Origin of the sequence: Erwinia piriflorinigrans CFBP 5888 (genome assembly GCF_001050515.1) — a bacterium.
Taxonomy (GTDB): domain Bacteria; phylum Pseudomonadota; class Gammaproteobacteria; order Enterobacterales; family Enterobacteriaceae; genus Erwinia; species Erwinia piriflorinigrans.
Window position 1 is genome coordinate 34,312 of the sequence record NZ_CAHS01000022.1, and the last position, 23,125, is coordinate 57,436.

The 23,125-nt window shown below is 55.4% G+C and carries 24 protein-coding genes; 11 read left to right on the plus strand and 13 right to left on the minus strand.

All coding sequences use genetic code 11. The features are described from left to right. Positions 1-132: 132 nt before the first annotated feature. Complete coding sequence (locus EPIR_RS16285) at positions 133-351, plus strand: protein SlyX (protein ID WP_023656572.1); 219 nt, start codon at positions 133-135, stop codon at positions 349-351. A 223-nt stretch (positions 352-574) separates the two neighbouring features. Here the strand turns inward: EPIR_RS16285 and slyD are convergent, their stop codons facing one another. The 4 genes from slyD to kefG all read right to left on the minus strand — a co-directional run bounded on the left by slyD (position 575) and on the right by kefG (position 3,865). Continuing rightward, on the minus strand, positions 575-1,117 hold the full coding sequence (gene slyD / locus EPIR_RS16290) for a peptidylprolyl isomerase (RefSeq protein WP_023656573.1): 543 nt from the start codon (positions 1,115-1,117) through the stop codon (positions 575-577). A 139-nt stretch (positions 1,118-1,256) separates the two neighbouring features. Continuing rightward, the gene (locus tag EPIR_RS16295) at positions 1,257-1,451 is read right to left on the minus strand and encodes a YheV family putative zinc ribbon protein (RefSeq protein ID WP_012442855.1); all 195 of its coding nucleotides are present in this window, start codon (positions 1,449-1,451) and stop codon (positions 1,257-1,259) included. Positions 1,452-1,507: 56 nt separating this feature from the next. Beyond that, positions 1,508-3,313, minus strand: coding sequence for a glutathione-regulated potassium-efflux system protein KefB (gene kefB / locus EPIR_RS16300; protein ID WP_023656574.1), 1,806 nt, complete (start codon positions 3,311-3,313; stop codon positions 1,508-1,510). Next, entirely contained in the window at positions 3,314-3,865 is a 552-nt protein-coding gene (gene kefG / locus EPIR_RS16305) for a glutathione-regulated potassium-efflux system ancillary protein KefG (RefSeq protein ID WP_023656575.1), read from the minus strand. A 125-nt stretch (positions 3,866-3,990) separates the two neighbouring features. On the opposite strand from kefG, the gene EPIR_RS16310 reads away from it, so the two are divergent. Continuing rightward, on the plus strand, positions 3,991-5,892 hold the full coding sequence (locus EPIR_RS16310; protein WP_023656576.1) for an ABC transporter ATP-binding protein: 1,902 nt from the start codon (positions 3,991-3,993) through the stop codon (positions 5,890-5,892). 203 nt (positions 5,893-6,095) lie between these two features. Here EPIR_RS16310 and tauD read toward each other — a convergent pair whose 3' ends face one another. The 4 genes from tauD to tauA are packed head-to-tail and all read right to left on the minus strand — an operon-like array spanning position 6,096 to position 9,514. Then, on the minus strand, positions 6,096-6,935 hold the full coding sequence (tauD, locus tag EPIR_RS16315) for a taurine dioxygenase (protein ID WP_023656577.1): 840 nt from the start codon (positions 6,933-6,935) through the stop codon (positions 6,096-6,098). Further along, on the minus strand, positions 6,932-7,759 hold the full coding sequence (tauC, locus tag EPIR_RS16320; protein ID WP_023656578.1) for a taurine ABC transporter permease TauC: 828 nt from the start codon (positions 7,757-7,759) through the stop codon (positions 6,932-6,934). Before tauC ends, tauD begins: the two co-directional genes overlap by 4 nt. Continuing rightward, positions 7,756-8,523 (minus strand): taurine ABC transporter ATP-binding subunit, encoded by a 768-nt coding sequence (tauB, locus tag EPIR_RS16325; RefSeq protein ID WP_023656579.1) that lies wholly within the window; start codon positions 8,521-8,523, stop codon positions 7,756-7,758. The genes tauC and tauB overlap by 4 nt, the downstream gene beginning before the upstream one ends. Positions 8,524-8,536: 13 nt before the next feature. Beyond that, positions 8,537-9,514, minus strand: a complete 978-nt coding sequence (gene tauA, locus EPIR_RS16330; protein ID WP_023656580.1) for a taurine ABC transporter substrate-binding protein — start codon at positions 9,512-9,514, stop codon at positions 8,537-8,539. Positions 9,515-9,794: 280 nt separating this feature from the next. On the opposite strand from tauA, the gene EPIR_RS16335 reads away from it, so the two are divergent. Both EPIR_RS16335 and EPIR_RS16340 read left to right on the plus strand, forming a co-directional pair. Continuing rightward, a complete protein-coding gene (locus tag EPIR_RS16335; RefSeq protein ID WP_023656581.1) occupies positions 9,795-10,916 on the plus strand; it encodes a toxic anion resistance protein in 1,122 nt (373 codons plus the stop codon). A gap of 3 nt (positions 10,917-10,919) precedes the next feature. Then, positions 10,920-11,969: a hypothetical protein gene (locus tag EPIR_RS16340; protein ID WP_023656582.1), complete on the plus strand. Its 1,050-nt coding sequence runs from the start codon at positions 10,920-10,922 to the stop codon at positions 11,967-11,969. A gap of 48 nt (positions 11,970-12,017) precedes the next feature. On the opposite strand, the gene EPIR_RS16345 is transcribed toward EPIR_RS16340, so the two are convergent. Continuing rightward, positions 12,018-12,620 (minus strand): LysE family translocator, encoded by a 603-nt coding sequence (locus tag EPIR_RS16345; RefSeq protein ID WP_023656583.1) that lies wholly within the window; start codon positions 12,618-12,620, stop codon positions 12,018-12,020. A gap of 60 nt (positions 12,621-12,680) precedes the next feature. Between EPIR_RS16345 and EPIR_RS16350 the strand changes: the two genes are divergently transcribed. The 3 genes from EPIR_RS16350 (at position 12,681) to EPIR_RS16360 (ending at position 14,893) form a co-directional block, all read left to right on the plus strand. Next, a complete protein-coding gene (locus tag EPIR_RS16350) occupies positions 12,681-13,697 on the plus strand; it encodes a hydrolase (protein ID WP_023656584.1) in 1,017 nt (338 codons plus the stop codon). Continuing rightward, positions 13,697-13,915, plus strand: a complete 219-nt coding sequence (locus EPIR_RS16355) for a YheU family protein (RefSeq protein ID WP_048697955.1) — start codon at positions 13,697-13,699, stop codon at positions 13,913-13,915. Before EPIR_RS16350 ends, EPIR_RS16355 begins: the two co-directional genes overlap by 1 nt. A 108-nt stretch (positions 13,916-14,023) precedes the next feature. Next, a complete protein-coding gene (locus EPIR_RS16360) occupies positions 14,024-14,893 on the plus strand; it encodes a phosphoribulokinase (protein ID WP_023656586.1) in 870 nt (289 codons plus the stop codon). A 34-nt stretch (positions 14,894-14,927) separates the two neighbouring features. Here EPIR_RS16360 and EPIR_RS16365 read toward each other — a convergent pair whose 3' ends face one another. Further along, positions 14,928-15,335, minus strand: coding sequence for an OsmC family protein (locus tag EPIR_RS16365; protein WP_023656587.1), 408 nt, complete (start codon positions 15,333-15,335; stop codon positions 14,928-14,930). A gap of 364 nt (positions 15,336-15,699) precedes the next feature. Between EPIR_RS16365 and crp the strand changes: the two genes are divergently transcribed. After that, positions 15,700-16,332, plus strand: coding sequence for a cAMP-activated global transcriptional regulator CRP (gene crp / locus EPIR_RS16370; RefSeq protein WP_004160660.1), 633 nt, complete (start codon positions 15,700-15,702; stop codon positions 16,330-16,332). A gap of 60 nt (positions 16,333-16,392) precedes the next feature. Next, the gene (locus tag EPIR_RS16375) at positions 16,393-18,471 is read left to right on the plus strand and encodes a YccS/YhfK family putative transporter (protein WP_023656588.1); all 2,079 of its coding nucleotides are present in this window, start codon (positions 16,393-16,395) and stop codon (positions 18,469-18,471) included. Positions 18,472-18,517: 46 nt separating this feature from the next. Here the strand turns inward: EPIR_RS16375 and argD are convergent, their stop codons facing one another. The 3 genes from argD to ppiA all read right to left on the minus strand — a co-directional run bounded on the left by argD (position 18,518) and on the right by ppiA (position 21,032). Beyond that, complete coding sequence (gene argD, locus EPIR_RS16380; RefSeq protein WP_023656589.1) at positions 18,518-19,735, minus strand: bifunctional acetylornithine/succinyldiaminopimelate transaminase; 1,218 nt, start codon at positions 19,733-19,735, stop codon at positions 18,518-18,520. A gap of 84 nt (positions 19,736-19,819) precedes the next feature. Next, positions 19,820-20,398 carry an aminodeoxychorismate synthase component II gene (locus tag EPIR_RS16385; RefSeq protein ID WP_023656590.1) on the minus strand — a complete coding sequence of 193 codons (579 nt, stop codon included), beginning with the start codon at positions 20,396-20,398 and terminating at the stop codon, positions 19,820-19,822. A gap of 61 nt (positions 20,399-20,459) precedes the next feature. After that, positions 20,460-21,032, minus strand: a complete 573-nt coding sequence (gene ppiA / locus EPIR_RS16390) for a peptidylprolyl isomerase A (protein ID WP_023656591.1) — start codon at positions 21,030-21,032, stop codon at positions 20,460-20,462. A gap of 274 nt (positions 21,033-21,306) precedes the next feature. On the opposite strand from ppiA, the gene tsgA reads away from it, so the two are divergent. Next, positions 21,307-22,491 carry an MFS transporter TsgA gene (gene tsgA, locus EPIR_RS16395; protein ID WP_023656593.1) on the plus strand — a complete coding sequence of 395 codons (1,185 nt, stop codon included), beginning with the start codon at positions 21,307-21,309 and terminating at the stop codon, positions 22,489-22,491. A gap of 99 nt (positions 22,492-22,590) precedes the next feature. Then, positions 22,591-23,076: a hypothetical protein gene (locus EPIR_RS16400; protein WP_240987375.1), complete on the plus strand. Its 486-nt coding sequence runs from the start codon at positions 22,591-22,593 to the stop codon at positions 23,074-23,076. Positions 23,077-23,125: the final 49 nt, after the last annotated feature.

The window sequence follows — 23,125 nt, forward strand, 5'->3', positions numbered from 1 at the left end:
GTCAGCGAAGCAGGTTTTCAACCTCTGCAAGCAAATCTACGCCATATCACCTACTTTCGCCTGCCATTAACCGCTAGAATCAGACAAATCACACCGTCTGGCACTGAACGGGCAGTAATAAGAGGAAATAACATGCAACACACGCAGTGGGAACAAAGGCTGGAGACGTTGGAAAGTAAGCTGGCTTTTCAGGAACATACCATCGAGGAGTTGAACCTGACGGTCGTACAGCATGAACTGGAAATGGCCCGTCTGCGCGAACAAATGCGCCTGCTAACCGATAAGCTGAAAGCCGCCGCACCGTCGATGATTGCTTCCCAGTCGGAAGAGACGCCACCACCGCATTACTGACACAGCATCTGTGCCGGGTCGCCAGCAGGCACTTCATCTGTATACCTTCATCAGGCCCCGTAACTCTTACAAACCGCTCTTGCCGTGGTGTGGGTGGTTTTAACATGGCAGTCAGCCGTTAATTGCACTGACCTGATTAGACCAAAGTCCCGGTCTTACGACCAGGACTTTGTCAGCAATCTAAGGCCACCCGGAGGTGGCCTTATCTATTTTTAGCAAGATATTAGTGGGTGCAGCCGCAACCGCCGGTGCCACAACCATCCTGACCGTGTTCGTGGTCATGATCGTGGTGGTGATCGTTTTCACCGTGAACATGGCCGTGAGCCAGTTCTTCTTCGGTGGCTTCACGGATCCCCATCACTTCGACGTTGAAGTTCAGATTCTGGCCCGCCAGCATATGGTTACCATCAACCACGACGTGCTCATCTTCCACTTCAGTAATTTCAACCGGCACCGGACCCTGATCGGTCTCTGCCAGGAAACGCATGCCAACCTGCAATTCGTCCACGCCCATAAAGACGTCTTTCGGTACGCGCTGAACCAGATTGTCATCATAAGGGCCGTAGGCATCGTTTGAAGCGATATTCACGTCAAATTTGTCGCCGACCACATGATCTTCCAGCGCTTTTTCCAGCCCGGAAATCAGGGAACCATGACCGTGCAGGTAGTCGAGCGGTGCACTGACCGGAGACTCATCAACCAACACACCATCTTCTGTACGCACCTGGTATGCCAGGCTGACCACGAGGTCTTTTGCTACTTTCATGATTACTCCTAACCGTTGAGAGCTTGAGCCCTGAATTTATTGGCTGTATTAAATCAGCCTACAGGGTCTAAGTGGCGCCGATTGTAGCGAATTTCAACGCCGCTGTACGCTACAGCGTAAAAAAAGCTGCGCATTAACGCTACTCAGGATGAAAAATGCCAATGACCTGCTCATGGCTACGCACCTGCTCACGCGCCTGTTTATCGGCTTCGCGCATCTGATGACCGCACTTAACGCACTCGACGACATCCACATTATTTTCCCGCCACAGGGCGAGGGTATCTTTTGCCTGGCACTTTGGGCAGACGGCGCCAGCGATAAAACGTTTACGCATAATAGTTCCAGATTACGGCTCGGGCGAGCGACACACGCTGCCGTCCGTGTAGTGAATTAATCAGCCTCATCCCAGCCGTCAAACTGACGCTTCTCGTGACGCAATTCAGCCTGGAAGATATCCTCCAGCTCGCGGCGCGCTTCTTTAACGCGCGATATTTGCTGACTGTCGCCATGATTCGGCATCAGCTCACGCAGCATACGCATATCCAGACGACGGAAATGTTGCTGGGCACGGAAAGCCTGATGGGGATGCATACCCAACGACATTAACGTTTTGCGCCCCAGTTCCAGGGCACTACTGAAGGTTTCGCGTGAGAACTGGGTCACACCGGCCTGTAGCAGTTCATGGGCTTCCACGCGCCCACGAGCGCGTGCCAGAATTTGCAGATGGGGAAAATGCTGCTGGCACAGGTGGACAATCGCCATCGCATCTTCCGGGCCGTTGCAGGCAATCACCAGCGACTGGGCGGTTTCTGCCCCCGCTGCGCGCAGTAGTTCCAGCTGGGTCGCATCACCGTAATAAACTTTATAGCCATAGCTGCGCATCAGACTGACCGCGCTGATATCGCGCTCCAGCACCGTGATGCGCCTCTCATTCGCCATCAGCAGGCGGGCCACCACCTGGCCGAAACGACCAAAACCGACGACTATCACCTGCGGTTTGTCGTCTTCAACAAACGGCTTCTCCTGGCTGTCATCCACTTCGTTAAAGCGGTGCTTGAGGATTTTATCCACGCCCTGCATCAGCAGCGGTGTGGTCATCATCGACAGCGTGACCGTCACCAGCAACAGCGGCATCTGATCGCCGCTAAACAGGTTAGCGGAAGATGCTGCTGAGAACAGCACGAAGGCGAACTCACCCCCCTGGCTGAGCACGCCGGAAAATTGCAGACGCTCCGAGCTGCGCAGACCGTAAATACGCGCTAACAGGTACAGCACGGCGGTTTTCACCGCGACCAGCAGCACCACGCCAATCAGAATTTCAGCAATGTGGGTATAGAGCACGCCAAGATTCAGCGCCATGCCGACCGAAATGAAGAACAGACCGAGCAACAGCCCTTTAAACGGGTCGATGGCGATTTCCAGCTCGTGGCGATATTCACTTTCCGCCAGCAAAATACCGGCGATAAAGGTACCCAGCGCCATCGACAGTCCGAGGGCATCCATGAACAGCGCAGAGCCTAAGACCAGCAGCAGCGCGGCGGCGGTAAACACTTCGCGCACGCCGGAAGCCGCAATAAAGCGGAAAATCGGCCGCAGCAGGTAACGACCACCCACCAACATTCCGGCGAACGCCAGCACCTTCATGCCAACTTTCATCCAGTCGGTATGGCCGCTGTCACTGCCCGCCAGCAGCGGCACCAGCGCCAGCGCGGGGATCACCGCCAGATCCTGGAACAGCAGCACCGAGAAGCCCAGCTGACCGGACTCATTACGGTTCATCCCCTTATCACGCATCAGTTGCAGCGCCATCGCCGTGGAAGACATCGCCAGGCCAATCCCGCCAATGGTCGCCGCCTGCCATGAAAAATCAGTCAGCCACAATAATCCACCGAGCACGGCCGCACTGAGCAGCACCTGGGCGGCCCCAACACCAAAAATCGAGCGCCGCAGCTCCCACAGTTTTGACGGCTTGAGCTCCAGGCCGATGATAAACATCAGAAACACTACGCCCAGTTCGGAAAAGTGCAGGATCTCCTGCACGTCGCTGATAAAGCCCAAACCCCAGGGACCGATGGCAATACCCGCCAGCAAGTAGCCTAAAACCGCGCCAATGCCGAGGCGAGCGGCAATCGGCACCGCAATCACCGCTGCGAAAAGGTATAACAGCCCTGCGGTCAGCAGGCTTTGTCCTTCCATCTAAATTCCCCCATGCGGCAATGGATTTGCCAGCCAGTCGCCATAGGCGCGGGCATAATTTTGCATCGTTTCAGCGCTCTGACGCCGCGCCCAATAGATAATCATCGGTGTCATCCAGTGCATGCGGCACATCTGCGCCGTCAGCTCAAAAGGCCGCATAATCTCCGACATCGGATAACGATTCAGCCCTTCCTGGTGGTAAGCCGCTTCCGGTTCTCCGGTGGTGATCACGCTGCGCCAGTACTTGCCTTCCAGCTCATTACCGTCCGGCCCACTGGCGAAGCCGCGGGACAGCACGCGATCCAGCCACTCCTTGAGCAACGCGGGACAGCTGTAGGTATAAAGTGGATGCTGAAAAACGATGATTTGATGCTCACGCAGCAGCTGCTGCTCATGGCGAATATCGATAAAAAAATCCGGATAATGTGCATACAGGTCATGCACCGTCACATGTTCAGCCTGTCGGGCCGGCTGAAGCAAAACGCGATTGGCAATTGAATCCTGAGACTCCGGATGGGCATACAACAGCAGGATTTTAGGCGGCTGCGACATCATTCCCCTCCAAATCGTCGTCATGGCGGGTGATTTCCGCTACCATGCTCGACGCACCGGAACACTGGATTCCGAAATACTGATTATGATGGCTTAATTTAACATACTCTGAACTGACGGCGCTTATGATTGTATTCTCCTCGTTACAAATTCGTCGCGGTGTCCGCGTCCTGCTCGACAACGCCACGGCGACAATCAACCCCGGCCAGAAAGTCGGCCTGGTGGGTAAAAACGGCTGCGGTAAATCCACCCTGCTGGCGCTGCTAAAAAACGAGATAAGCGCCGATGCGGGCAGCTTCAGCTATCCAGCAAGCTGGTCGCTGGCGTGGGTTAATCAGGAAACCCCGGCGCTGGATATGCCGGCCATTGAGTATGTTATCGATGGCGACCGCGAATTTCGTCAGCTGGAGTCTGAATTAGCCCATGCCAATGAAATAAACGATGGCCATGCCATTGCCACGCTGCATGGCAAGCTTGATGCGGTACAGGCCTGGACTATTCAGTCACGCGCGTCCAGTCTGCTCGACGGCCTGGGCTTCAGTCAGGAACAGCTACAGCGCCCGGTCAGTGATTTTTCCGGCGGCTGGCGCATGCGTCTGAACCTGGCACAGGCGCTGATCTGCCGATCTGACCTGCTATTGCTCGACGAACCGACCAACCACCTTGACCTGGATGCGGTGATCTGGCTGGAGCGCTGGCTGAAAAGCTATAGCGGCACGCTGATCCTGATTTCGCACGACCGTGACTTCCTCGATCCGGTAGTGGACAAAATTTTACACATTGAGCAGCAGTCCATTTTCGAATACACCGGCAACTACAGCTCATTTGAAATTCAGCGCGCCACCAAGCTGTCGCAGCAACAGTCAATGTTCGAGCATCAGCAGCAAAAAGTGGCGCATCTGCAAGGTTTTATCGACCGCTTTAAAGCCAAAGCCAGTAAGGCAAAACAGGCGCAGAGCCGAATTAAAATGCTGGAGCGTATGGAGCTGATCGCCCCGGCGCATGTTGATAATCCCTTTACTTTCAGCTTCCGTGAGCCGGAGAGCCTGCCAAACCCACTGCTGAAGATGGAGAAAGTCAGTGCCGGTTACGGCGAGCGTAAAATCCTCAACTCGATCAAGTTGAATCTGGTTCCGGGATCGCGCATTGGCCTGCTGGGGCGTAACGGTGCCGGTAAATCAACGCTGATAAAATTACTGGCGGGGGAGCTTGCGCCTTTGCAGGGTGAGGTTGGTCTGGCGAAGGGGATCAAGCTGGGCTACTTCGCGCAGCATCAGCTGGAATTTTTGCGCGCCGATGAGTCGCCGATCCAGCATCTGGTGCGTTTGGCTCCCAAAGTGCTGGAGCAGCAGCTACGCGATTATCTCGGCGGTTTTGGCTTCCAGGGCGACAAGGTGAGCGAAGAGACGCGGCGTTTCTCCGGCGGTGAAAAAGCGCGTCTGGTGCTGGCGCTGATCGTCTGGCAGCGCCCCAACCTGCTGCTGCTGGATGAACCCACCAACCACCTCGACCTGGATATGCGCCAGGCGTTAACCGAGGCGCTGATCGACTTTGAAGGCGCGCTGGTGGTGGTATCACACGACCGTCACCTGCTGCGTTCCACCACTGACGATCTCTACCTGGTGCATGATGGCAAAGTGGAACCCTTTGCCGGCGACTTAGAAGATTACCAGCAGTGGCTGAGCGACCTGCAACGCCAGAGCGCCGCCGATGCCGCGCCGAAAGCGGACAGCGCCAACAGCGCCCAGGCGCGTAAAGATCAGAAGCGACGTGAAGCCGAACTGCGCACTCAAACCCAGCCGCTGCGCAAGCAGCTCGAGAAACTGGAAAAGCAGATGGAAAAGCATAACGCGCAGCTGGCCGAGGCGGAAGGTAAGTTGTCAGACGCAACCCTCTACGAACAGTCGCGTAAAGCCGATCTCACCGCAGCCCTGCAACAGCAGGCGACGGCAAAATCAGCGCTGGAGGAGTGCGAGATGGCGTGGCTGGAAGCGCAGGAGCAGCTGGAAGCCATGCTGGCTTCCTGATGCTTAGCCAGCACGGCTTACCTGCCGTGCTGGTACTCTTCTACTCTGCGGCAACGCCGTCGCAGCTCGCCACGCCACGGATAAAATGATCGTGGTGGTGCGAGACAAGGCGCAAGGCGCTGAGCGAGCGCAGCATACACCAGTATGTGAGCATCGCGAGGCAACGTGGTAACGCCGTCGCAGCCCGCCACGGACATTTTAGTTTAGAAAGGTTTATCGCCCAGAATAGTAGCCCGATGCATAATTCGGCGCTGCGGCAAATAATCCGCATTCGCGTAGTGCTGGGTCACCCGATTATCCCAGATCGCCACATCATCCTGCTGCCAGCGCCAGCGCACCTGAAAATCGGGTTTAGTTATATGGGCAAACAGGAAGTTGAGCAGCGCATCGCTCTCCTTCTCCTTTAGCCCGACCAGGCGCGTGGTAAAGCCTTCGTTGACGAATAACGCTTTTTTGCCGCTAACCGGATGGGTGCGCACCACCGGATGCAGCACCGGCGGGTTTTTCGCCACGGCCTGCTGCCAGCGCTGATGCTCCTCTGCACTGCTGCGATATTTGTACTCCTGGAACGACTTCCTGAAATCATGCTCGCCCTGTAGGCCCTCAAGCAGCGTCTGTAACGGCGCAGATAGCGCCTCCCAGGCGGCAATGCCGCTGGCCCACAGCGTATCTCCCCCGCTAGTGGGCAGCTGCTTTGCGGCGAGGATCGCGCCTGCTGGCGGCGTTTCGATAAAGGTGACGTCGGTGTGCCAGTTGTCGTTATCCGGCGGATTATCGTCGTGGGTATCCAGCACGATAATCTCTTCCACGTCCGGTGCATGAGGATAGACCGGATGGATATGCAGATCGCCAAAGCGCGCCGCCAGCTGGCGCTGCTTCTGTGGCGTCAGCGGCTGATCGCGCAGAAACAGCACCTGATGGCGGATCAGGGCGTGATAAAGCTGTTCAAACTGTGCATCACTGAGCGGACGGCTCAGGTTGATATCACTGACCAGTGCACCGATATGCGGTCCCAGCGCCTGAATGCGGATTCGTTCGTTCATAGTTGTTCTCCATGCCAAGGGGTTAAGCGACGCTGTAAGGCACGCAGCCCCAGCTCAAGCGCAAAAGCAATCAAGGCGATAACCGTGATACCGGCCAGCACCACGTCGGTCGCCAGAAACTCTCCGGCCGACTGCACCATAAAACCCAGTCCACGTGTGGCGGCGATCAGTTCTGCGGCCACCAGCGTCGACCAGCCAACGCCGAGGCCAATACGCACGCCGGTGAGGATCTCCGGCAGCGCTCCGGGCAGCACCACAAACCACAGTACCTGCCAACGGCTGGCTCCCAGCGAACGGGCGGCGCGCAGGCGCACCTGCTGGGCGCTTTTTACCCCGGCGAGCGCCGACATGGCGACAGGGGCGAAGATCGCCAGGTAAATCAGTAAGATTTTTGAGGTTTCGCCAATGCCGAACCAGATAACCATTAGCGGCAGATAGGCCAGCGGCGGCACCGGGCGGTAAAGCTCAATCAGCGGATCGAGGATGCCGCGCAGCGTGGCATTCAGGCCCATTAAAATCCCCACCGGCACGCCAATCACCACCGCAGCCAGCAGGGCAATCACAATGCGCGTCAGGCTGGCGGCAAGATGCTGCCACAGAGTGGCATCCATAAATCCGGTCGGGCTGGCGATGGTCAGCAGCTGATGCCACACCTGCTGCGGCGCTGGCAGAAACAGCGGAGCGATCAGCTGAAGCCGGGTCACCGCCCACCAGACGACCAGCAGCACCAACAGGGTCGCCAGGCTGATGGTCAGCTGGCGCGACAGCGGCCAGCGCAGCTGCCTTTTGCCCTGCGCCATTTTTTCATTAATCAGTGAACTCATGCGAAGACCTCGCGCTGCTGAAACACCCGGCTGAGGACATATTCACGGCGTTCAATAAATGCCGGGTCGGACTTAATCGCCCGGCAGGCTTCTCCGGCCGCAAAGCGGCGGCCAAAATCCAGCGCCAGACGCTCCACGATACGTCCCGGCCCCGGTGACAGCAGGATCAGCTCGCTGGCGAGAAATACCGCTTCTTCAATGTCGTGGGTGATCAGCAGGATCTGTTTGCCGCTGTCACGCCACAGCCGCAGCAGCAGTTCCTGCATCTGTTCACGGGTAAAAGCGTCCAGTGCGCCAAAAGGTTCGTCCAGCAGCAGCAGGCGCGGATCGGCCGCCAGCGCTCTGGCAATACCCACGCGCTGGCGCATTCCGCCGGAAAGCTGCCAGATAAAACGTTTCTCTGCTCCTTCCAGCCCGACTTTTTTCAGCATCTGCTGCGCCACGGCGCGCCGCTCGCTTTTCTCTACCCCGGCCAGCTGTAGGCCAAAGGCGACGTTATCCAGCACGTTGCGCCACGGCAGCAGCCCTTCATGCTGAAAGACCACACCGCGATCGGCACCCGGCCCGGTGACCGGCCGCCCGTCCAGCGTGATGCTGCCAGCGTCAGCCGGGATAAATCCGGCGATCAGGTTCAGCAGCGTAGTTTTGCCACAGCCAGACGGGCCGAGAACCACCACCAGCTCACCACTGTCGATCGACAGGTTGATATCCTGTAATGCCAGCCTTCCGGCATAGCTGGCGCGAAGATGAGAGACTGACAGCATCAGCGTGCTCCTGTTACTGTGCGAGAGGTTTAACGAAACGGTCGGTAACAAAGCTGCGGTAGTCGCTGGCGACCTGCGGCACTTTGCCCTGCTCTTTCAGGAAGTTAGCCGTGTCGACAATCGCCTGATTCACCGGGCCGTTAAGCTGTTCAACCTGCTGTGCTGCGCTAAGATAGGTGTTACCCTGCACCAGCGCGGGCACCTGTGCGCTGGGAACGCCGCTCAGACGCGACAGCTTACCGAGATAGTCATCCTGCTTCAGCCACTGCTGCGGATTATCAAGATAGGTTTTCTGCGCAGCCAGCGCACTGCGGGCAAAAGCGGACACCACGTCAGGATGTTTTGCGGCGAAATCTTTGCGCACCACCCACACATCCAGCGTTGGTGCGCCCCATTTAGCCACCTGGGATGAGTCGGTCAGTACCTTGCCCTGTTTCTCCAGCTGGTTAACGGCGGGTGCCCAGACGTAAGCAGCGTCAATATCGCCGCGCTGCCAGGCGGCGGTAATAGCCGGAGGTTGCAGATTGATGATCTGCACCTGTTCAGGCTTAATGCCCCAGTGTTTCAGCGCGGCCAGCAGGCTGTAATGGGTGGTGGAGATAAAGGGGACGGCGATACGTTTGCCGATCAGGTCTTGCGGATGATTGATCTCTTTTTTCACCACCAGCGCCTCGGAGCTACCGAGCTGCGAGGCCAGCAGGAATACTTCAATCGGCACCTGCTGGCTGGCGGCCACGGCCAGCGGGCTGGAGCCGATATTGCCAATCTGCACATCGCCGGAAGCCAGCGCACGCACCACGCCGGAACCGCTATCGAATTTGCGCCAGTCAACCTTTGCCCCGCTCTCTTTGGCAAAGGTGCCATCGGCCTGCGCCACTTTCGCCGGCTCTGCCGAGGTCTGATAGGCAATGGTGACATCCACCGCCTGTACGCTAAGCGCCGTCAGCGACAGCGCCGCCGCCAACATTGAAACCGCAAATTTAGCCGTCATAACCCGCCCCGATAATAAATGTGACTACTGAATAGTTCCTTTGTAACCGGGTGGGGTCGTTGTAATAAAGTAATTAAAAATTATTCTTTATATCAAAAGTGACTTAGTACTTTTTATGCATTCGATTGCCGGAAATGGCAATAAACGCAGTTAAGTCAAATTTCAGTTTTCTATTGAGCGATCTTCTCCCTTTCGCCATGCCAACCCTGTTTTGCCGGGGTGTTTTTCCTGTTACCTTTAGCCGCATTGCTTATTTCACGCTTCGCATAAGGATTATGACGTGACGGATACCTCCACTGGCATTGAGCCAATCGATAGCACCGCCGTAGCAAAAACGCTGACAGAAGCGGAACAGAAGCAGCTCGCCGAGCTGACAGAACAGATTAATATTAACGATCCGCTGATGGCGATTGGCTATGGTGCCAGCACCATGAACGCGATCTCGCGCTTCGCTGAAATGCTGATGAGTGAAGTGCGGGCAAAAGATGCCGGCGAGATCGGACAGCAAATCACCGACCTGCTGCAAAAAGTCAAAAGTATCGATCCCGAAGTGGTGGGGCAAAAAAAGAGTCTGCTGACCTCGATTCCGCTGCTCGGCAGGCTGTTTAACCGCCTTGAACGTACGGTGCTGGAATATCAGACGCTGACCCAGCAGGTCGATACGCTGACGCAGAAGCTTGAGCAAGCACAGATGGGTCTGCTGCGTAATATCGCCACGCTTGAGCAGCTGTTTCAGCGCAACCGCGATTTCTTCCAGCAGATCAGCCTGCATATTCTGGCGGGTAAACAGAAGTTGCAGCTGATCGAAAGCGGAGAACTCTCCGAGGCAAAGGCCAGTGCGCTGGCCAGTGGAGATGCGATGGAAGCCCAGCGGGTACGCGACCTGGTGGGGGCGATACAGCGCTTTGAACGCCGTCTGCACGACCTGTTGATATCACGCACCATTGCCGTGCAGATGGCCCCTCAAATCCGTCTGATGCAAAGCAACAGCCAGGCGCTGGCGGAGAAAATTCAGAGCAGCATTCTCACCACCATTCCCCTGTGGAAAAGCCAGATAGTGCTGGCCATGTCGCTGCACTCACAGCGTCAGGCAGCGCAGCTGCAAAAACAGGTGGCCGACACCACCAATGAGATGCTAAAGCGCAATGCGGAGCTGTTACAAACCGGCAGCATAGAAACCGCTACCCAGGTAGAACGTTCGGTGGTGGATATCGAAACGCTGCGTGATGTGCAAACCCGCCTGCTGACCACGCTGGAAGATACCCTGACCATCGCGGCGGATGCGCGCAGCCGCCGTCTTGAAGTCGAAAAAGAACTGGTGGGGATGGAGCAGGAGCTAAAACAGCGCGTGCTGGCGACAACCGGTGCTCAGGAACAGCTGAGACAGGGAAAGGTGGAATAACGGATGAGCATCGCCGAATTCAACCGCACCTACGCCGCTGACAATCAGATTAACGCACAGGATAACGCGTTCAGCAAAAGCTATAAGTCTTCCAGACTGGTGAAGCTGTGTGTCCAGATTGCAATGATGTTGCTGGCATTCTGGTTTAGCGATCTTGCCTTTGATATTAGCTGGTCAGCCGAATATGTCAGTAAGGCCACCGCTGATGTCGGTACTAAGGGCGCGGCTCTTATGATGGCATGGACCAGTGGTGGGATGCTGCTGCACCTGTATATCTATCGCCGACGCTGTTTTTACTGGGTTCTGCCGCAAGGCGCTGTATGGCTGGCATTTGGCGACCTCCTCGCCGCACCCTACTGGATGGCCCTCTCCGGTTACCTGCTGGCGGTTTGTGTCCGTTTTAAAGCTTATACCACTTTGCTCATCCTGATAATGATGCTGTCTACCCTTGCCTATAAGGATATCTATTCCGACGTCTCGCACCGCGCATTTTTATACCCCTTTGCTGTGTTATTGGCGCTGGCAATATTTTGGGAAAGAAAGCGGCCTGACCTTAGCAGATTAAGCAAAGCACCCTCACCAGGGCCGGTTGAGCGTTCCTTTGGCGACGCTGAGCGCACACAGCCCACAACAGAAAAACCCACAGAGAAAACGCAATTCAGCGCCTTCTGGCTGGAACTGCACGCGTTAAGTGCACAGCCCAGGCTGCCGGAATTACTGCAAAAGGAACTGGATGAGCTTATCGGCTACGCTGAACTGATTCTGGGCTGCATGCAGAACGATCCGCAGGATGTGAAGCCGGGAAGTGCCTTTTTAGAACGCTATCTGCCGCAGGTGGGCAAGGTGGTTAAACGCGGGCTGGTGCTGTCGGCCCAGGCACAGCTGCATGGCGGGTTGCCGGAGGTGGAAAAAAACTGCCTCCAGGCATTGCAAGCGCTGCGATCCGCCTTTGCCCAGCAGCATTTTCGCCTGCTGGAAAATGACACGCTGGAGTTTGAAACCGATCTCAGCGTGCTGAACAGCCTGCTTAAAACCGACGGCTTTAAGCAGTGACCTTTCAGGGGATTAAGCCGTGTCGACCCGTTGCGGTCGACGCGTCCGTTAGCGCCAAATCAGCAGGACGCAGCCTGCGGTCAGTAAGCCCATAAACAGGTTAAACAGCGTCCAGGCGCGGCGACTGCGTAAAATACGGCCAATCAGCGTGCCAAAAGCCAGCCAGATAAGCCCGGACAGCACGTTGACCAGCGCCATACCGATACTGATAGCCACCACCGAAGTGCGATAGGCCTCCCCCGCCAGGCTAAAGCTGGCAACGGCTCCCAGCGCCATCAGCCACGCTTTGGGGTTGATCAGCTGTAACAGGCCACCCTGCCAGAACGGCATCCGCGCTGCCGGAGCCTTATCGGTGTCCAGCTGTTCATATTCGGCGCTGCCGATTTTCCACGCCAGCCACAGCAGATAAACGCTGCCCGCGACTTTAAGCAACAGATGCAAAGAGGGATAAAGCAGGATCAGTCCGCCGACGCCAAACGCCACCATCAGCAGCATGACCTGCATCCCGATCATGATGCCAATCAGTAAACTGAGAGAGCGCAAGAAACCAAAATTCGCGCCAGAGGCGGTGAGTAACATATTATTAGGGCCTGGCGTAATGGCAGCAACCCAGAGAAAGCCTAACATTGATAAAAACAGACTCAGTTCCATAGAACGGGTGCTCCTCACCCACCGGAAAAATAAACAACCTGATGAAGCTAACAGCGCGCTATGGATCCTACAAGCTCAGACCTTATGATTTTTGGCAGTCCGGCGGGCAATCCGTTTCGCCCGATGACGGGTGCCAGCAATGCGCATCTGCAAACCCTTCTGCCGCGCCTGGTACGCCGCCGCGTGACGCTAAAACCGCACTGGCAGCGCCTGACGCTGCCTGACGGTGATTTTGTTGATCTGGCATGGAGCGAAGACCCGGCCCAGGCGCGCAATAAGCCGCGTGTGGTGCTGTTCCACGGCCTCGAGGGCAGCTTTCACAGCCCTTATGCGCACGGCCTGTTGCAGGCGTGGAAAGCGCGCGGCTGGCTGGGCGTGGTGATGCACTTTCGCGGTTGTAGCGGCGTGCCCAATCGTCTGAACCGCATCTATCACTCTGGCGAAACTGACGATGCCAGCTATTTTTTACAGTGGCTGCGCGCTGAATGGGGCGACGTGCCGACCGCTGCCGTGGGCATCTCGCTGGGCGGTAACATGCTGGCCTGCCTGATGGGCAAACAGGGGAATGACTGCCTGCTGGATGCCGGGGTGGTGGTATCCGCTCCGCTGATGCTGGAGCCCTGTAGTCTGCGGCTGGAGCAAGGCTTTTCCCGCCTCTATCAGCGTTATCTGCTCGGCCTGCTGAAGCAGAATGCGCGGCGTAAACTGCGCGCCTGGCCCGGAACGCTGCCCGTCGACCTGGTGCAGCTCGAATCCATGCGCCAGCTGCGCGAATTTGATAATGCGATCACCGCACGCGCCCACGGCTTTATTGATGCCAGCGATTACTACCGCCGTTGCAGCGCTATGCCGCTGTTGCCGGAGATACGTAAGCCGCTGCTGATCATTCACGCACAGGATGACCCTTTTATGACCCCTGACGTGATCCCCGACCCTGCCCTGCTGCCGTCAAATGTTGAATATCAGCTGACACAGCATGGCGGGCACGTCGGTTTTGTTGGCGGAACGCTGCGTAGCCCACAAATGTGGCTGGAGCAACGCATCCCGCAATGGCTCACTACCTGGCTGGAAAACTGATGATTATTCCCTGGAAAGAACTCGATTCTGCAACGCTTGATAACCTGATTGAAGCCTTTGTCCTGCGTGAGGGCACCGATTACGGCGAACATGAGCGATCGCTGGAACAGAAAGTCGCCGACGTCCGCCGTCAACTCAGCAGCGGCGAAGTCGTGCTGGTGTGGTCTGAACTGCACGAGTCGGTCAATATCATGCCGCGCGGGCATTTCCACGGCTAACCGGCTTTTGCCTGGATTTCAGCGCTGTACCTGCTGCATGGGTGACACAGATCGCCAAATCATGTTACCAATGCAGCCCCACCCGTTTTTTGCAGGGAGTAGTACGCCATGTCGACTCAACATCCGGTTATTGCCGTCACCGGCTCCAGCGGCGCAGGAACCACCACCACCAGCCTGGCATTCAGGAAGATTTTCCAGCAGCTTAACCTGCGTGCAGCAGAAGTTGAGGGAGACAGCTTCCATCGCTTTACCCGCCCGGAAATGGATATGGCGATCCGCAAAGCGCGCGATATGGGCAAGCACATCAGCTATTTTGGCCCGGAAGCCAACGATTTTGGGCTACTTGAGCACACCTTTAGTGAATATGGCCGCAGCGGTAAAGGCAAGTCGCGCAAGTATCTGCATACCTATGATGAGGCCGTCCCCTGGAAACAGGTGCCCGGTACCTTTACGCCGTGGCAGCCGCTGGCGGAACCGACCGATGTGCTGTTTTATGAGGGTTTGCACGGCGGCGTTGTCACACCGCAGCATAACGTGGCGAACCGCGTGGATTTATTGGTTGGCGTGGTGCCCATCGTCAACCTTGAATGGATCCAGAAACTGGTGCGCGATACCAGCGAGCGTGGCCACTCGCGTGAAGCGGTGATGGATTCCGTGGTGCGCTCCATGGAGGATTACATCAACTTTATTACTCCGCAGTTTTCACGCACACATATCAACTTTCAGCGAGTACCGACGGTGGACACCTCCAACCCGTTTGCCGCACGCGGTATCCCTTCGCTGGATGAGAGTTTTGTGGTTATCCACTTTCAGGGGCTGGAAGATATCGATTTCCCTTACCTGCTGGCGATGTTGCAGGGTTCGTTTATCTCACATATCAACACGCTTGTGGTGCCGGGCGGCAAAATGGGGCTGGCGATGGAGCTGATTATGGGGCCACTGGTTAAACGGCTGATCGAAGGAAAGAAAATCGGCTGACGTTCTTTCCTTCACGGCTAAACGGGGATGTGGATCAGCTCAGTTCGATGACTTCATAGCTGTGGCTCATCTCAACCCCTTTGCCCAGCATGATCGCCACCGAGCAGTATTTTTCCGCAGAGAGATCGACCGCACGTGCTACCGCGTTATCTGCCAACGCTTTGCCGCTGACAACAAAATGCAGATTAATATGAGTGAAAATACGCGGGGCCTCTTCGCGACGTTCTGAAGTTAGTTTCACTTCACAGTCAGCGACGTGATGGCGGCCCTTCTGCAGAATGGAAACCACATCAATGGCACTGCACCCTCCGGCCGCCATCAGCACCATCTCCATCGGACTCGGCGCTTTGTCACCCGAATTTCCATCCATCAGCACCTGATGACCAGATGAGGATTCTCCCAAAAACGTCATCCCTTCAACCCATTTGACTCGTGCCTGCATAACAAAATCCTCGAATTCATTCGGTTAGTGCAGGGTACGCCGCAGTCATTAAAACGGCAATGCTCTCTTTTTCTGACTATGCTGAAGCGAGACAACAGAAGACAGCCATCTCAAGCTGTGCTACAAACTGAGCTGTAAAATTTCACCTGCCTCATCGCGTGGTGAAAGCGGAACAACAGCACGCGGCCAGCGCAGAATGAGGGCCAGTGTCTCTTTTTATGGGAACGCTTGACTATTTCAACGCCTGGCAGGGATTCAGCCCCCGTATATTCTACTATTACGTGCGACAGCAAGATCGGTATCACCCTTGCAGCGTGAAAAACAGGATGTATTCAGGCACGATAACAACAGAGGATAACAGCGAATGGTTCTCGGCAAACCGCAAACAGACCCGACTCTAGAATGGTTCCTGTCACATTGCCATATTCACAAATATCCGTCCAAAAGCACGCTGATCCATCAGGGTGAAAAGGCAGAGACCCTTTACTACATCGTCAAAGGCTCTGTGGCAGTGTTGATCAAGGATGAAGAAGGCAAAGAGATGATCCTCTCCTACCTCAACCAGGGAGATTTTATCGGCGAGCTGGGCCTCTTTGAAGAGGGACAGGAGCGCAGTGCTTGGGTACGTGCTAAAGCAGCCTGTGAAGTGGCTGAAATCTCTTACAAAAAATTCCGTCAGCTGATTCAGGTCAATCCTGACATCCTGATGCGCCTCTCTTCACAAATGGCGCGCCGCCTACAGGTGACCTCAGAGAAAGTGGGTAATTTAGCTTTCCTTGATGTGACCGGACGCATCGCCCAGACCCTGCTGAACCTGGCGAAACAGCCTGACGCGATGACGCACCCCGATGGGATGCAGATCAAAATTACCCGTCAGGAGATCGGTCAGATCGTCGGGTGCTCGCGCGAAACGGTGGGTCGTATTCTGAAAATGCTGGAAGATCAAAATCTGATTTCTGCACACGGTAAAACTATCGTCGTTTACGGCACACGTTAACCGCTTCTGAACCCACGGCGCGCCAGCCTCTGTCGCGCCTTTTTTTATTTGGTGCGGCTGATGTGGCGGAGAATCATCTATCAACCTGAAGTGAACTATGCCCTGCGGCAAACGCTGGTGCTGTGTTTACCGGTCGCACTCGGCTGGCTGTTGGGTGATTTACAGAAAGGTCTGCTGTTCTCTCTGGTTCCCGCCTGCTGCAACAATGCCGGGCTGGATACGCCGCACAGACGCTTCTTCAAACGCCTGGTGGTTGGCGGTAGCCTGTTCGCCGGCAGCAGTTTTGTTATCCAGTATGCCGCAGTTCAAGGGGCCCCCCTGCCGCTGATCCTGCTGGCGATGGCGCTGCTGCTGGGAGTCACCGGTGAGATAAGCCCACTGCATGGGCGACTGATGCCCGCTTCGCTGATTGCCGCCATTTTTACCCTGAGCCTCGCGGGCAGAGTGCCGATGTGGCAACCTCCGCTACTGTATATTCTTGGCACTATCTGGTACGGGGTGTTTAACTGGTTTTGGTTCTGGCTGTGGAAAGAGCAGCCGATGCGCGAAACGCTTAGCCTGCTGTATCACGAGCTGGCGGACTACTGCGAGGCAAAATATCGCCATTTAAACCAGTTGAACGATCCCTCAACCGCAATGCCGCCGCTGTTCGCCCGTCAGCAAAAAGCCGTCGACCTCATTACCACCTGTTACCAGCAAATCCATATGCTGGCAGCCAACCGCAACCAGCACTATCAGCCCCTGATGCGCGCTTTCCAGGTGGCGCTGGATTTGCAGGAACATATCGCCGTTAGCCTGCATCAGCCTGAAGACGTCAAGAAACTGGTGAGCCAGAGTCACGCCGAGGCGGTGATCCGCTGGAACGCACAACGCATCGCCGCACGCCTGCGTGAACTGGCCGACGATATTCTGTATCACCGCTTCCCCCAACGCTTCACGATGGAGCGGCCGCTCGAGGCGCTGGAGAAGATTGTCCGCCAGCATCCAGATAACCCGGTGGGTAATTTTTGCTACTATCATTTCAGCCGAATTGGCCGCGTGCTGCGCACCCAACGCCCGCTCTACCGCCGCGATCTGATGGCCGACCGCCAACGCCGTCTGCCGCTGCTGCCAGCGCTGAAGAGTTATCTGTCGCTCAAATCCACCGCTTTGCGAACCGCCGCACGCTACGGAGTGATGCTCACCTTTGCCAGTACGCTGGCGCTGTTTTTAAATATGCCAAAGCCGTACTGGATACTGATGACCGTGATGTTTGTCAGTCTCAACGGCTACAGTGCCACCCGCGTTCGCATTCAGCACCGAGCGCTCGGCACCCTGGCCGGGCTGGCGGTGGCGGCGCTGGCTCTGCGTCTGCATGCCCCTGAATCAATGACGCTGCTGGTGATGCTGGCCATCACCCTGGTGAGTTATCTGATTTTGCGCAATTTCTATGGCTGGGCGACGGTGGGCTTTACGGTGACCACCGTTTATTCTCTTCAGCTTTTGTCGCTGAACGGGGAGGGTTTCTTATTACCGCGTCTGATAGATACGTTGATGGGCTGCCTGATCGCTTTTGGCGGCAATATCTGGCTGTGGCCGCAGTGGCAGAGCGGGCTGCTGCGCCAGAACGCACATGACGCGCTGGAGGCTTATCAGGAAGCGTTGCAGATGTTGTTGGGCAATGAACAGGATGTCAGCAAGCTGGCCAACCAGCGTATCAAGGTTAATCAGGCGCACAACGCACTGTATAACTCCCTGAACCAGGCGATGCAGGAGCCCGGTTTCGATTCCCACTATCTGTCCGATATGAAGCTGTGGGTCACCCACAGCCAGCTTATCGTTGAACATATTAATGCGATGACGATTATGGCGCGGGAGCATACTATGCTGACCTCTTCGCTGGCGGAACGCTACCTTCAGTCCTGCGAGATAGCCCTGCAACGTTGCCAGCAGCGGCTGGAATATGATGGGCCGGGTTCAGAAAACAACGTGCTTGAGGCACCGGATAATTTTCAGCATGGCCCGCTCACTATCCTCGAAGGCCATATCGAGCGCATTCTCGACCACCTTAACACCATGCACACCATTTCATCACTGGCCTGGCGTCAGCGCCCGCATCATGGCCACTGGCTGGTACATCGCTTAGGTAAACGATCATAGCGGCGGCCCCCGCCAGGGTCGCCACCGGGTCAGATTAACGCCGCGTTTACGCCAGCACCTTCTCGACGGCTGCCGCGAAGCGTTTCATACCTTCAGCGATATCGGCAGGTTCAATCACCAGCGAAGGCGCGAAACGCATCACGCCATTGCCAGCCACCAGCACCATCACCCCTTCGGCTGCCGCCGCGTTAAGAATATCGCGTGCGCGATCGGCGTACTGTGGCTTCAGCGCTGCGCCAATCAGCAGCCCCATGCCACGGATTTCGCTGAACAGATCCCTTTGGGCATTTAGCGTCTGTAGCGCATCAACAAACAGTTGCCGCCGTGCGGCCACACCGTCGAGCACTTCCGGCGTATTGATAATATCCAGCGCCGCTTCAGCCACCGCGCAGGCCAGCGGGTTACCACCGTAGGTCGTACCATGTACGCCCGGTGCCATTACCGAAGCAATTTCATGGGTGGTTAACATTGCGCTGACCGGGAAGCCGCCGCCGAGCGCCTTCGCACTGGTCACGATATCCGGCTGCACGCCGTAATGCTCACAGGCAAACAGCTTGCCGCTGCGGCCCATACCGCTCTGCACTTCGTCCAACACCAGCAGCGCATGATGTTCATCACACAGCTGACGCAGTCCCTGCATAAACTCTTGGGTGGCCGGTACTACACCGCCCTCTCCCTGGATCGGCTCAACAACAATCGCGCAGGTATGATCGTCGATAACCGCTTTGACCGCCGCCAGATCGTTAAAGGGAACATGAACGATGTCCGCTGGTTTTGGCCCGAAGCCATCGGAGTATTTTGGCTGCCCACCAACGGAAACGGTAAACAGCGTGCGGCCGTGAAACGCATTGTGAAAGGCAATGATTTTGCTTTTATACGGGCTGTGGCGCTGGGAGGCGTAGTAGCGGGCCAGTTTGAAAGCCGCTTCGTTGGCCTCCGCACCGGAGTTGGCAAAAAATACGCGATCGGCAAAGGTGGCGGCGATCAGTTTGCTCGCCAGACGCAGGGCTGGCTCGTTGGTAAAGACGTTGCTGGTGTGCCACAGGGTTTCTCCCTGGGTTTTTAGCGCCGCAACCAGCGCCGGATGGCAATGCCCTAGCGCGGTAACCGCTATCCCAGCGGAGAAATCGATATACTCTTTGCCCTGCTGATCCCAGATACGACTACCTTTGCCTTTCACCGGCACAAACTGCGCTGGTGCATAAACAGGCAAAATCACCTCATCAAACGTTGCCCGCGTAACCGCCATTTTTTCCTTCGTCATCCATCACCCCACCATTTAGTCTTTTTGTATGCATGAAAATATAGTCATAAAATATGCATAAAAAGTCATAAAGGCAAACATTAATCAGCGTTTAAGAAAATTATCCAACAGTTGATGGCCCTGTTCGCTAAGAATGCTTTCCGGATGGAATTGCACCCCTTCAAGCGGGAGCGTGCGATGGCGAAATCCCATGATTTCGTCAGGCTGTCCGTCATCGCGTCGCGTCCAGGCGGTGAGTTCAAATTCAGCGGGAAGAGTGTCTGCCGCCACAATCAGCGAGTGATAGCGCGTCACCGTCAGCGGATGGTTAAGACCGGAGAATACGCCGCCATCGTTATGTTCAATCGCTGATGTTTTACCGTGCATCACTCTTCGTGCCCGTTCAACGCGCGCACCAAATGCCTGTGCGATGGCCTGATGTCCGAGACAAACGCCGAGGATCGGCAGCTGACCAGCAAAATGACGGATAGCATCAAGAGAGATCCCCGCTTCGTTCGGGGTACAGGGGCCGGGGGAAATCACCAGCTGCCGAGGGGCCAGCGCGGATATATCAGCGAGGGTAATCTCATCGTTGCGCCGCACGCAGACTTCTGCGCCCAATTCAGAAAAATATTGGTAGAGATTCCAGGTGAAGGAGTCGTAATTGTCGATAAGCAGCAGCATGATCGGTCCATTACAACCGGGCCATCAGAGGCTGGCCCGGGCAGAGAAAACTGTCGATGAATTAAGGCAACACTTTAGCCGACAGGATAACAACCGGTGTGACCGGGACATTCTGGTAAGGGCCGAAGGTTTTGGTCTGAACCTGACCAATTTTGTCCGCCACATCCATCCCCTTCACCACTTTACCGAATACCGCATAGCCAAAATCACGCTGGCCATGATCGAGGAAGGCATTATCGGCAACGTTAATAAAGAACTGGCTGGTGGCGCTGTCTTTGTCGGCGGTACGCGCCATAGAAATGGTGCCGCGTTTGTTCAGCAGCCCATTATCTGCCTCATTTTTAATCGGTGCATTTGTCTGCTTCTGCTGCATATCGGCAGTAAACCCACCTCCCTGCAACATAAAGCCGGGGATCACACGATGAAAAATGGTGTTGTTGTAAAAGCCATTATTGACGTAATCCACAAAGTTTTTCACCGAAACCGGTGCTTTCTGGTTATTAAGCTCCAGCTCAATATTGCCTGCTGAAGTGGTCAGCAGGACATGCGCATCGCCCTTAGCGGCAAGAGCGGAGACAGAGATCGAAGACAGGGCGAGAACTGTCGCCACTGCGGTCAAAGTGCGTTTCAACATGAAAGAATCCTTACTGATGGCAACAAATCATAGAATCATCAATGATTGTAAAGAGGCACTCACAAACGCGCCAGCGCTTTACCGTTATTTACCCGGCGTCATATCGAGAGCAAACGTTGTCGTTGGCGTAGAAATGGTGACTTCGATCACGTTATTGATGAAATATGAAAAAAAATATTTCAGCAAAGATTTATGCAGATCACGAATATCGTTAAACTTCCCCCGTCCCACAGGCACTCCGCCTGCAAAATTTCTTTCTCAACAGGTTTCCACTATGACAAATCGCGATCGCATTGGGCTTACCTGGATCAGCTTCTTCTCCTACGCGTTGACCGGTGCAGTGGTTATCGTTACCGGCATGGTACTGGAGAATATTGCTGCTTACTTCCAGCTGCCCGTTGCTCAAATGAGCAATACTTTTACCTTCCTTAACGCCGGTATCCTGCTGGCCGTGTTCCTGAATGCCTGGCTGATGGAAATCGTGCCGCTCAAGCGTCAGATAATCTTTGGTTTTGTGCTGATGGTGCTGGCAATACTCGGCCTGATGAACAGCCATAGCCTGAGCATTTTCTCCCTGTGTATGTTCGTACTCGGGGTCGTCAGTGGCATTACCATGTCCATCGGTACCTTCCTCATTACCCACCTGTATGAAGGACGTCAACGCGGTTCACGCCTGTTGTTTACCGACTCGTTCTTCAGTATGGCCGGTACGCTGTTCCCGATTATTGCCGCCGCTATTCTGGCAAGATCGCTGCCGTGGTACTGGGTGTACGCCTGTATCGGCGTTATTTATGTGGCGATCTTTATTCTTGCGCTGTGCTTCGAATTCCCGCAGCTGGGCAAAAACGCCGCTCAGGGGCAGCCGGTAGTGAAAGAGAAATGGGGCTTGGGCGTCGCGTTGCTCGCCGTGGCCGCATTGTGTTACATCCTCGGCCAGCTGGGCTTTATCGGCTGGGTGCCGCAGTACGCGACTAAAAATATGGGCCTGGACATCACCGAGGCTGGCAGCGTTGTTGGCCATTTCTGGACCGCTTATATGGTAGGTATGTGGGCGTTTAGCGCCATCCTGCGTTTCTTCGATCCGCAGCGTATCGTCACACTGCTGGCGCTGGCCTCGACACTGCTGATGTACTGGTTTATTAACACCACCGATGCCGCCATGCTGAAGTGGATAATCATGGGTCTTGGCTTCTTCTCCAGCGCCATTTACACCACCATCATTACTCTCGGCTCACTACAGACTAAGGTATCCTCACCGAAGCTGGTGAACTTTATCCTGACCTGCGGCACCATCGGTACGATGCTGACCTTTGTGGTCACCGGCCCTATCGTTGATAAAGCCGGGTTCCAGGCGGCACTGACCACCACTAACGGCCTTTATGCCGTGGTCTTCCTGATGTGTCTGCTGCTCGGCTTTGTCAGTAAGCACAAGCAGCATGGGCATATGGACGCGCACTGACGGAACAACCGTGGTGAACTGATGCCAATCGGCAAAAAGAACCGAGTGAAAGCCGCCTGACCGGGCGGCTTGACGATTTCCCTGCGCCTAAGAAAATTTTTGACCAAGGAAATATTACATGATTGTGCCAAAAAGCTGGCAAATGAAATGGCTGATGCCATTCACATTGATAGCCATTTATTTCGTGCATTTCTTGGCGGTTTTGTAAATCTACCCGTGGACTTTTGCTATCTGGGCCGGGATTTTTTAGATACCGAAAATAGAACGATACACTCTTATGACAAAGAAAGAATGGTCAAAATGATAAAGAGTGGTATGGCCTCAAGACAGAACCTTGAAAAGGTAATATGTCTTTTTGTTGACAACTTTATCCAGCGAGTCGATTTTCAAAAAGTAAAGGAGTTGTCTACCAAAGCTGGGGGACATTTCTTGGGTAAAATGGCTTTCAACCAATTGGCTGCTGCTAACATGGGCTATATTCTTTCTTCTAAACTCATCCCCAGATTAGCAGAAGGTATGGCCATAGGAAGTATCCTTTCCGTGGGGCTGCAATGTCTCGTTCTGTGTATGTATTCAGAAACTTAATGACAAGAAACCCCTCTGCTACAATATGTTAAGACGCATGGACGATCTG

What these genes read in the sequence shown, in the direction of transcription:
- kefG (WP_023656575.1), bottom strand. Translation starts at nt 3,865, where the DNA reads ATGTCGCAGCCGCCTAAAATCCTGCTGTTGTATGCCCATCCGGAGTCT.
- argD (WP_023656589.1), bottom strand. Translation starts at nt 19,735, where the DNA reads ATGACGAAGGAAAAAATGGCGGTTACGCGGGCAACGTTTGATGAGGTG.
- EPIR_RS16360 (WP_023656586.1), top strand. Translation starts at nt 14,024, where the DNA reads ATGTCGACTCAACATCCGGTTATTGCCGTCACCGGCTCCAGCGGCGCA.
- EPIR_RS16310 (WP_023656576.1), top strand. Translation starts at nt 3,991, where the DNA reads ATGATTGTATTCTCCTCGTTACAAATTCGTCGCGGTGTCCGCGTCCTG.
- EPIR_RS16365 (WP_023656587.1), bottom strand. Translation starts at nt 15,335, where the DNA reads ATGCAGGCACGAGTCAAATGGGTTGAAGGGATGACGTTTTTGGGAGAA.
- crp (WP_004160660.1), top strand. Translation starts at nt 15,700, where the DNA reads ATGGTTCTCGGCAAACCGCAAACAGACCCGACTCTAGAATGGTTCCTG.
- EPIR_RS16350 (WP_023656584.1), top strand. Translation starts at nt 12,681, where the DNA reads ATGGATCCTACAAGCTCAGACCTTATGATTTTTGGCAGTCCGGCGGGC.
- tauA (WP_023656580.1), bottom strand. Translation starts at nt 9,514, where the DNA reads ATGACGGCTAAATTTGCGGTTTCAATGTTGGCGGCGGCGCTGTCGCTG.
- EPIR_RS16340 (WP_023656582.1), top strand. Translation starts at nt 10,920, where the DNA reads ATGAGCATCGCCGAATTCAACCGCACCTACGCCGCTGACAATCAGATT.
- ppiA (WP_023656591.1), bottom strand. Translation starts at nt 21,032, where the DNA reads ATGTTGAAACGCACTTTGACCGCAGTGGCGACAGTTCTCGCCCTGTCT.
- tauD (WP_023656577.1), bottom strand. Translation starts at nt 6,935, where the DNA reads ATGAACGAACGAATCCGCATTCAGGCGCTGGGACCGCATATCGGTGCA.
- kefB (WP_023656574.1), bottom strand. Translation starts at nt 3,313, where the DNA reads ATGGAAGGACAAAGCCTGCTGACCGCAGGGCTGTTATACCTTTTCGCA.
- EPIR_RS16385 (WP_023656590.1), bottom strand. Translation starts at nt 20,398, where the DNA reads ATGCTGCTGCTTATCGACAATTACGACTCCTTCACCTGGAATCTCTAC.
- slyD (WP_023656573.1), bottom strand. Translation starts at nt 1,117, where the DNA reads ATGAAAGTAGCAAAAGACCTCGTGGTCAGCCTGGCATACCAGGTGCGT.
- EPIR_RS16285 (WP_023656572.1), top strand. Translation starts at nt 133, where the DNA reads ATGCAACACACGCAGTGGGAACAAAGGCTGGAGACGTTGGAAAGTAAG.
- EPIR_RS16295 (WP_012442855.1), bottom strand. Translation starts at nt 1,451, where the DNA reads ATGCGTAAACGTTTTATCGCTGGCGCCGTCTGCCCAAAGTGCCAGGCA.
- EPIR_RS16355 (WP_048697955.1), top strand. Translation starts at nt 13,697, where the DNA reads ATGATTATTCCCTGGAAAGAACTCGATTCTGCAACGCTTGATAACCTG.
- EPIR_RS16345 (WP_023656583.1), bottom strand. Translation starts at nt 12,620, where the DNA reads ATGGAACTGAGTCTGTTTTTATCAATGTTAGGCTTTCTCTGGGTTGCT.
- tauC (WP_023656578.1), bottom strand. Translation starts at nt 7,759, where the DNA reads ATGAGTTCACTGATTAATGAAAAAATGGCGCAGGGCAAAAGGCAGCTG.
- tsgA (WP_023656593.1), top strand. Translation starts at nt 21,307, where the DNA reads ATGACAAATCGCGATCGCATTGGGCTTACCTGGATCAGCTTCTTCTCC.
- EPIR_RS16375 (WP_023656588.1), top strand. Translation starts at nt 16,393, where the DNA reads ATGTGGCGGAGAATCATCTATCAACCTGAAGTGAACTATGCCCTGCGG.
- tauB (WP_023656579.1), bottom strand. Translation starts at nt 8,523, where the DNA reads ATGCTGTCAGTCTCTCATCTTCGCGCCAGCTATGCCGGAAGGCTGGCA.